The organism is Coprococcus sp. AF21-14LB, assembly GCF_003458885.1.
Classification (GTDB): Bacteria; Bacillota; Clostridia; order Lachnospirales; family Lachnospiraceae; genus UBA9414.
In genome coordinates this window covers 83,198-92,020 of the sequence record NZ_QRVX01000003.1, presented here as the reverse complement: position 1 = coordinate 92,020, position 8,823 = coordinate 83,198, and the positions used below count along the sequence as shown (strand labels likewise).

At 43.4% G+C, this 8,823-nt stretch carries 7 protein-coding genes; 1 reads left to right on the top strand and 6 read right to left on the bottom strand.

Annotated features, from left to right (window positions below; all coding sequences use genetic code 11):
• Nucleotides 1–257: 257 nt before the first annotated feature.
• Together DWX73_RS01560 and DWX73_RS01555 are read right to left on the bottom strand one after the other, a co-directional pair.
• Nucleotides 258–1,049, bottom strand: coding sequence for a type III pantothenate kinase (locus DWX73_RS01560; RefSeq protein WP_118346384.1), 792 nt, complete (start codon nt 1,047–1,049; stop codon nt 258–260).
• 15 nt (nt 1,050–1,064) lie between these two features.
• A complete protein-coding gene (locus tag DWX73_RS01555; protein WP_118346380.1) occupies nt 1,065–1,727 on the bottom strand; it encodes an ECF transporter S component in 663 nt (220 codons plus the stop codon).
• Nucleotides 1,728–1,901: 174 nt separating this feature from the next.
• Between DWX73_RS01555 and coaBC the strand changes: the two genes are divergently transcribed.
• On the top strand, nt 1,902–3,104 hold the full coding sequence (gene coaBC, locus DWX73_RS01550) for a bifunctional phosphopantothenoylcysteine decarboxylase/phosphopantothenate--cysteine ligase CoaBC (protein ID WP_118346383.1): 1,203 nt from the start codon (nt 1,902–1,904) through the stop codon (nt 3,102–3,104).
• 61 nt (nt 3,105–3,165) lie between these two features.
• Here the strand turns inward: coaBC and DWX73_RS01545 are convergent, their stop codons facing one another.
• The 4 genes from DWX73_RS01545 to DWX73_RS01530 all read right to left on the bottom strand — a co-directional run bounded on the left by DWX73_RS01545 (nt 3,166) and on the right by DWX73_RS01530 (nt 8,822).
• A complete protein-coding gene (locus DWX73_RS01545; protein WP_118346379.1) occupies nt 3,166–4,476 on the bottom strand; it encodes a S1C family serine protease in 1,311 nt (436 codons plus the stop codon).
• 118 nt (nt 4,477–4,594) lie between these two features.
• The gene (locus DWX73_RS01540) at nt 4,595–6,076 is read right to left on the bottom strand and encodes a cohesin domain-containing protein (RefSeq protein WP_118346378.1); all 1,482 of its coding nucleotides are present in this window, start codon (nt 6,074–6,076) and stop codon (nt 4,595–4,597) included.
• A 14-nt stretch (nt 6,077–6,090) separates the two neighbouring features.
• The gene (locus tag DWX73_RS01535) at nt 6,091–7,350 is read right to left on the bottom strand and encodes an LCP family protein (protein ID WP_118346377.1); all 1,260 of its coding nucleotides are present in this window, start codon (nt 7,348–7,350) and stop codon (nt 6,091–6,093) included.
• Nucleotides 7,351–7,463: 113 nt separating this feature from the next.
• The gene (locus DWX73_RS01530; protein WP_242996517.1) at nt 7,464–8,822 is read right to left on the bottom strand and encodes an LCP family protein; all 1,359 of its coding nucleotides are present in this window, start codon (nt 8,820–8,822) and stop codon (nt 7,464–7,466) included.
• Nucleotide 8,823 lies beyond the last annotated feature (1 nt).

Sequence of the window (8,823 nt, the reverse complement as noted above, 5' to 3'; positions counted from 1 at the left end):
TTTATATACTCCACATCCTTTTTTTAACTGTATTTTACTTATATATTGGTAATTTTAGCATAAAAAATTGCTAAAATCATTTCTTGTTACAAAAAATATCTCTCTTTCCTGCCTTTTCTCTCTGTCATTTTTTTCTCACACTCAAAAAAGGCAGCACGTTTAGAAGTTTATACATACTTTAAACGTACTGCCTTTTGATATATTTATTTTTCTGTTCTTCTGCCTTCCTTATAGCTCATACCGGACCGATAATCTGATTATCTGCGCCGCTTCTTCGGTTCTTCCTGATTTTTCAAGTAAATCAGAAGCAATCCTTTCAACAGCAGCGCATCATCTACAATAATTTCATGGTGGCAATGCGGTATAATCACCTGTGCCAGACCACCTGTAGCAAGCACCGTTGCTTTTTCTCCAAGTTCCGTCTCGATCCGTTCAATCATACCGTCGATGCAGGCTGCATTTCCATGCACGACACCACTCTTCATACACTCTGTCGTATTTTTCCCAATGAGACGCTTAGGAGCTTCCAGGCTGATCTTAGATAACTGAGAGGTTCTGCTGACAAGGGAATCCAGAGAAACTCTTATTCCCGGCAAAATCATTCCTCCGATATAATTCCGCTCCCGGTCTACAACAGAAAGTGTCGTCGCAGTTCCCATGTCGATTACAATCAGCGGAGGCTGATACTCATGCAGCGCTGCAACCGCATTGACAATCAGATCGCTTCCTACCTGAGCAGGATTATCCATCTGAATATGCAGGCCGTTTTTTACTCCCGGTCCCACAACCATTGCCTTTAATCCCGTCACTTTTTCCACCGATTCTCTCATCTGATTGGTAACCGGAGGAACAACAGAAGAGATGATAACACCATCCAGATCTTTTCCTTCTATTCCATATAATTCTAATACATTTTTAATACTGATTGCATATTCCAGAACTGTCTTTGTTGCATCTGTAGAGAGGCGCTCTACAAACACAACGTCCTCTGCTGTCCGCAGACATCCAATTACAATATTTGTATTTCCTATATCAATTGCAAGTACCATCATTACTTCTCATCCTTATCTTCTCACAAATTTTATATGCAGCAGCGTGCGGGTTACAAGTGTTACAACGCAGACAGCCACGATTGCTTCCGGAATACCATTTACAAGAATCACCGACAAAATCACACCATATAATGATTTGACCGATACATTCTGCACTGCGGCATAACTTTCTCCGAATAATACATAAATGAAGTTCATAACGAGCAGTGTGTTTGTAAGGGAACCTGTCAGTCCCGCCATTCCAAGCGCCAGTGTTTGTTTCTTCGGATAATTTTTTCCAATCTTATCGAACAGCCGGTATACATAGTACGGCACAACACCTGTTAGAATTCGCGGAACAAAGCAAATAATCAAGCTTCCAAATCCACCATGTATATCTCCCACACTGTAAAACGGTGTGAACACAAATGATGTCACAGTCGGATTCATCGTTGCATTTACAAAGCTTGTCAGCCCAAAAACAAATCCAAGTACCGCTCCCTGCACCGGTCCAAAGAGAATCGAACCTATAATCACCGGAATGTGTATAATGGTCGCTCTTGTAAAACCGAGAGGAATAAAGCCAAGAAACGGGGTAAATGCCATAATAACAATCACCGCCGCAAACAGGGCAATCTGTACAACTGACATTGTCTTTGCTGAATTTCCTGCTCTTACTGTTTTTGTTTCACTCATATTTAATTTTCCTCCTTGTTATTATTCTCCTTTCCGGAGATACAATACGGAGACATTATAGCACACACATTTTTCAAAAACAACATTTCCCACTTACTTCTCCTTGTTTTCTGCGTGCAATTTCAGCGGGAATATGATAAAATGAGTCCAGAATTTTTGGAAAGGACTATCATTATGTTAAAGGGAAAAACTGTCATTCTTGGCGTTACCGGCGGCATCGCTGCCTATAAGTCTGCTTCACTTGCCAGTATGCTTATCAAACAGCATGCAGAAGTTCATGTAATCATGACACAAAACGCTACAAACTTTATCAACCCGATCACATTTGAGACATTGACCGGACGCAAATGTCTGGTCGATACCTTTGACCGGAATTTTGAATTTCAAGTAGAACATGTATCTCTTGCAAAGAAAGCCGATCTTGTAATGATCACTCCGGCTACAGCCAATGTCATTGGAAAACTCGCTTTCGGAATTGCAGACGATATGCTGACAACAACTGTTCTTGCCTGTCAGTGTCCGAAACTGATCGCTCCGGCAATGAACACACGCATGTACGAGAATCCGATCGTGCAGGATAATCTAAAACGTCTAAGCGGATACGGCATGGAGATTATTACCCCTGCCACCGGTTATCTTGCCTGCGGAGATACCGGCGCCGGAAAGATGCCGGAACCGGATACACTGCTTCAATACATTTTGCGAGAACTGGCTTTCCCAAAAGATATGGACGGACTTCACGTTCTTGTGACTGCCGGTCCGACAATCGAAGCCATTGATCCTGTGCGTTTCGTTTCCAATCACTCTACCGGCAAGATGGGATATGCCATTGCAAGAAACTGCATGCTCCGCGGAGCTTCTGTCACATTAGTAACCGGACGAACTTCGATTGAACCACCGCCTTTTGTAGACGTTGTACCGGTTCTTTCAGCCCGCGATATGTTTGAAACTGTCACTTCCCGCAGCCAGGATCAGGATATTATCATCAAAGCTGCCGCTGTCGCAGATTACCGTCCAGCTCAGGTTGCTGATGAAAAGCTCAAAAAGTCCGGCTCAGATATGACTCTTACATTCACACGGACTGATGATATTCTCGCTTTTCTTGGAAATCACAAACAAAACGGACAATTCCTCTGCGGTTTTGCAATGGAAACAGAACATTTAATCGAGCATGCCAAAACGAAATTAGAGAAAAAAAATCTGGATATGATTGCTGCTAATAATCTGAAAGAAGCCGGCGCCGGATTTGGCACAGATACCAATATCATTACACTGATTACAAAAGATACGACAAAAGAGCTGCAGCTGCTTACAAAAGAAGAGGCTGCAAAAGAATTGATCGACGAAATCCTTCGCCTGAGAAACTCAGACTGTTAATGACATAAAAAAGCTGTAGATATCAGAGAATCCTCTGAATATTCTACAGCTTTTTCTCATTTTATTTTGCTGTTGTGCGTTCTCCAAGAGTCACATCTACCGTGTTCTCTGTATACTCTCCCGTTGCGCTCGGCACTCGTACTGTCACAGAAACCGTCTCTCCGGCCTTATAGTACTGCAAACGTTCCTGAAGTGTTGCCATGCTGTCAATTGCCGTTCCGTCGAATTCCACAATAATACTTCCTTTTGTCAATCCTGCTTTCTCGGCTCCGCTGCCTCCGGCAACTTTAGAAATATATACACCTTTTGGCATACCGTACATTGCTGCATTCTCTTCTGCCACGTCAAATCCCGTAATACCAAGCTGACCCTGCTCGCCTTCATTGACTTTCGTCCGTGTTGTCCGGTTCATAAGATCTTCAATGATATCGCTTACGTCCGAAACCGGAATCGCATATCCCATACCTTCTACGGCGCTGTCTGCAACTTTCGCAGTGTTAATTCCAATGACTTCGCCGTTCATATTCAAAAGAGCTCCACCGCTGTTACCCGGATTAATCGCTGCATTTGTCTGGATATATTTTACAGAATTTTCTTCTGTCTCTCCTTCCGGATTAGAAGAACTCAATGTACGGTCTTTGGCGCTGACAATACCATTTGTCACAGACTGCCCATAGCCAAGAGCATTTCCAATGGCAATGACAGGCTCTCCGACTTTCAATTCAGAAGAATCTCCAAGTGTTGCAACGGCAATCTGGCTCATCGTATCCTCATCAATCTTATCAAGCGGAACTGCAACTACAGCCAGATCTTTGTCCGGATCCGTACCCTTGATCTGAGCCTCTACACTTGTATTATTGATAAATGTTACTGTCAGCGTATCACTTCCGGACACAACATGATTATTACTTACAACAAGAAGTTCTGAATCATTCTTTCCGATAATAATTCCTGAGCCGCTGCTCTGACTCTCATATTCCTGCGTTCCCTGGAAAAAGCTCTGCACCTGCTGAACACTAATATTCGTGATGGAAACAACGGAAGGCATTGCATTCTCTACGATCTCAGAAATATCTGAAGTAACAGTGCTTTTTGTCTGCGTCAGTTTTGTACTGTTTACATTCGTACTGGAACTGGATGTATTCTTCGTTGTACTCGTTGTCCGCTCAGATTTGCCAAGCACTCTTTCCACCATATAGTTCGATGCCTGAAATGTAACAGACGCCACTAATCCAAATACCATTCCGGCACAGACAACTGCAACTGCCTTCCTGCCTTTTTTCTTCGGTCTTCTATTCTCCGGTTCCTGATTTGATTCTGTATAATTCTGATCCCCATCATTTGGAATCTGATAGCTATATTCATTACTCATAATATAAGTCTCCTTCCTGTTTTCTATGATTGTAGTTTACTGTCTAATTGTGAAAGAAATGTGTTCATTTCTTAAAAAAAAATTGAAAACAGGATGGAAAATTTCCATCCTGCTCAAACTAATCTAAATCTATGAAATTTAAAGAAAACTCAGCGGTTTCTTTTGCCCGTTTTTTACGATCATAATCGTCTTCATAATCATCGTAATCGTCATCATAGTCATCATAAGAATCATCATCATAAGCGTCAGCATCATAATCGTCATCGTAATCATCATAACGTTCATCATCTAACATATCGTCTTCATAAAAATCATCATCCAGCTCATCTTCGAATTCATCTAATTCTGCATAACCATAATTTTTCTGTTTCTTTGCCGGCGTCTGTTTTCTTGTCTGTTTTCCTGCTGCTTTTGCCTGTTTTGCTTTCTTTGCTGCCGCCTGCTCCGCCTTTAATTTCTTCTCATACTCGTCTCCAAAGTCTTCATACCAGTCATCCAGTTCCTCATTGCGGTGTTTTAATTTTACCACAAGTACAATCAGAATGATCAGCATCACAATAAAGACTGCCCATACACCAATTAAAAGTTTGCTCAAATTCTCTTTTAATTTTGATTCAATTTTCCCAAAGAAACCTGTGGCTTTTTCTTCTGTATCTTTCGCAACTGTCACCACATATCTCTGATACGTTGCTTCCGAAGCGTCATACTGATAGAAATTCTTCTGGCCTGCACTGTTTAAGGCATATACAATATAAAACTCCTGTTTCGAAGGATCCTGCCATGCCGGATATACAACTCCGTTCATTTCGAACTCTGTACTCTTATATTCGCTCGGCAGCTCCATATCCGGTTTGAACTGCATCAGGAAGATATCATTCGTATCAGAAAGACGAACCTTCTCACATGCTGAGAACTCGCCTGTCTCTGAATTATATAAGAACATAGCGCTTGTTCCGTCAGCACCTGTCAGATAAATCATATAAAGACCGCTTGTTTCCTGTTGCAGTACCTGACATTCCTGTCCCTCATATGTCAGTGTGGTCCGCACAAACCCCTCCGGAATCAGCACATCTGCAAATGTTCCATTGATATTATAATTAATTCCATTTACCGTTACTGCCGGTCCGGTTCCGGTCGCAGCAGCCGGTTGCTGCACAGTACCGTCTCCCGGTTCAATCGTCACTGCTGAAGAGCCAAGTGTAACATCCAGCGTCTCATCATTGTAAAGGTAAGCTGTATACCCTGACACTTCAATGTTAGTCGTTCCTTCCGCCAAAGCCCGGAACTCCATTGTATAATTGAGTTCTGTAACAGAACCATCACCGGTTGTAGATAATGTCACAGTGCCGCTCCCGCCACTGGCATTCTGTCCGCTGACAAATTCCAGCTTTGCTGGATCATATGTTACTGTAATATCCCCGTCGCCAATCGGAGAGCCATAAGCATCCAGCTTTGCCTTTACCGTAACCGTTTCTCCCACTTTCGTTGTTGGATCAGAAAACGTAAGTACGCCGCTTGCCGCATGTGCCACTATAGAAAAACATGGAAGGAGCAGGCAGATTGCCAACAGCATTCCCAGCTTCTTTCGTATCTTATTCATTATAAACCTCCTGACTATTCGGTCATCTCTCCCGAATCCTCATTGTATCCCGAATCATTTCCTTCGGTATCCTCACTGTAAGACTCATCATACCCGCTGTCATTACCGCTATTATCGCTGTAATCCTCATCTTCTTCTGTATAAGATTCCTCTTCAGAATATGAGCTATAATCCGAATCTTCATCTTCTTCATCGCTGCTGTCACTGCTGCCATTTCCCTGTCCGCGGTACAGCATCTCCTGTCCAATCTGTACAACCGTAGAAGAAGGCGTGTACGGTGTTTCTGCCCCATAAAGGAATTGATGAAGTCCTGTCACATCCGCCGGAAGATCATTTACTACTCCTACACTTCCGATACCGGAAAGTGTATTGTAGAACTGATCATACGGGAAGCCCTTACTCTCTCCCAGCTTATACTTAAACGCATCTTTGGCATAATCCAAAATTTCTCCAAGCGATAAGCTTGTGGAAATCTGCGGAAATACCTGGTCAATAATCTTATTGATCGTAGAAAGACTTGCCGTCTGAGCCTTATCTGTGATTGCCTGGATCAAACGTCTCTGGCGTTCTGTACGCTGCTGATCGCCCCCGATAATACGAATCCGGGCAAACGAAACTGCCTGTACACCATTCAGCGTCTGCATTCCGCCATGCTCCAGCGGAATCCGCTCCTGTCCTACTACCTTCGATGTCTCCACCTGGTAGTTATTCAAATGCGGAACTTCGTCTTCTGTCACATCAAGATCTACTCCGCCAAGCGCATCGATCACATTGACGAGCGCATTAAAATTCACCGATACATAGTCTTCAATATTTAAGTCAAAATTCCGGTTCAGCATTGAAATTGCTTCCTGTGGTCCCCCAAATGCATATGCTGCATTGGCTTTATTGTATGAACCATCTTCCATCTGTACAAGCGTATCCCGATAAACAGATGACATCGTTATCTCTTTTGTCTCCCGGTCAAGTACTGCGATAATCATTGTATCACTTAATGTACCTCTATCGAGCTGACCGGTACGGGAATCCAGTCCAAAGAGGGCAAATGTTACTACCCCTGTTTGATGCTCCACCTCTTCGGAAATACTAAGGCGCTTCGGATCTATCTTCTGATAGTCAATCTTTCCTAGTTTCTGTGCAACAATAACGATTCCGCAGGTCATTAAGAGCAAAAAAGTCCCTCCGATAATTGCAGCTACCTTCGCTCCTGCCGACCAGGAAGAAAAGCCTCTTTTCTGCTTTCTTCTTCCTCTTCTTCTCCTTCTTGCAGCCATAATCCTATCCTTTCTCGATATGTTTACAAATATTCAAATTCCCACTTATATTAGCGTATTTTGCCGAAAATTTCAACATTTATACGGAAATTCCCCACAGTCTTACCCACTTTCTACTCATTTTCCGGATAAATTCCGGATAATTCGCTCACTTCATTGCTGATCGACTGAACAATCTCCGATGGCACATAGTTCTCTTCCGCAAAAAGGAATTGATGAAGCTGAGTCACATTATTCGCAATACCAACAGGGATAACATAGGATGCATTATCTCCTGCAATCTTGTCCGTTCCTGCAACTTCAAACGGAAAACCACGCATCTCGCCAATTTTATAAGATAATGCATTCGCAGCAATACCAAGAAGCTGTGTCTGAGAAAAACTTGTTGAAATCTGCGGAAGCACTTTATCAAGCAATTTGTTTAATGTCCGAAGATTTGCCTTCTGAGCTTTCTCAACGATCTTTTGCAGGACAAGTCTCTGACGCTCTGCACGCTTATAATCTCCTCCGTCTGTATAGCGGATTCTTGAGTAGGAAACAGCCTGCACTCCATTCAGTTTCTGAAGCCCTGCCTCTTCAACTTCCTGCACTGCCTGTCCCACAACTTCTGCCGTCTCTACCTGGTAGTTATTCATATGTACCCGTTCCTCTTCTGTCAGCTCAATTTCAATTCCGCCAAGAGCATCCACAATATCTACGAGAGAATTAAAATTCACACTCACATAATTTTGAATATCCAGATCCAGATTGCGGTTCATCAATGCAATCGCCGCCTGCGGACCGCCTCTTGCGTATGCACTGTTGGCCTTTGCAAACTCGCCGTCTTCCTGTTTCAAAAGCGTGTCTCGATAAATAGAAATAATTCTGACATCATCTGTCTCATTATTAATGCTTGCCACCATCATACAGTCGCTTCGAACACCGCCATCAATCTCTCCATCTCTTGAATCCAGACCAAACAGCGCTATATTGGTATATGGACCTGTATCACGGTACACTTCCAGTTTCCCTTTATCCAGCTTTGTATAATCTATCTTGTCAAGCTTCATCACTCCATACGCAACAACACAGAGTACTGCCAGAACTACAATTTCAGACACAAGAAGTATGATCCGTTTTCGCTTGCGTTTCCTGCGCAGCTCTTCTTTCTGCCTGCGTACCTCCTTCTTAGACGGACGCCTGCGTTCTCCGTAATTTTCCGGCTCTCTTCTGACTGCGCTTCGCTCTTCATAACTCCTCCGGTCCTCTGACCTCCTCCGCTCATTTCTCCGCCGGATTTCTTCTCGTCTTCTGCGCTCTTCTGCACTCATACGCTCTTCCGGTCTTCTTCGTTCCGGATTCTGTCTTCTTCCTTCCGGCCTGCTCTGGCTGTCATACTGCCGCCTGCTCTCCTGCCTTCTATATTCATCGCTGCGCCGCCTGTCATCCGGCCGACGCCTTCTGTCTCTCTCAGAATTTCGTCGATCTGCCATA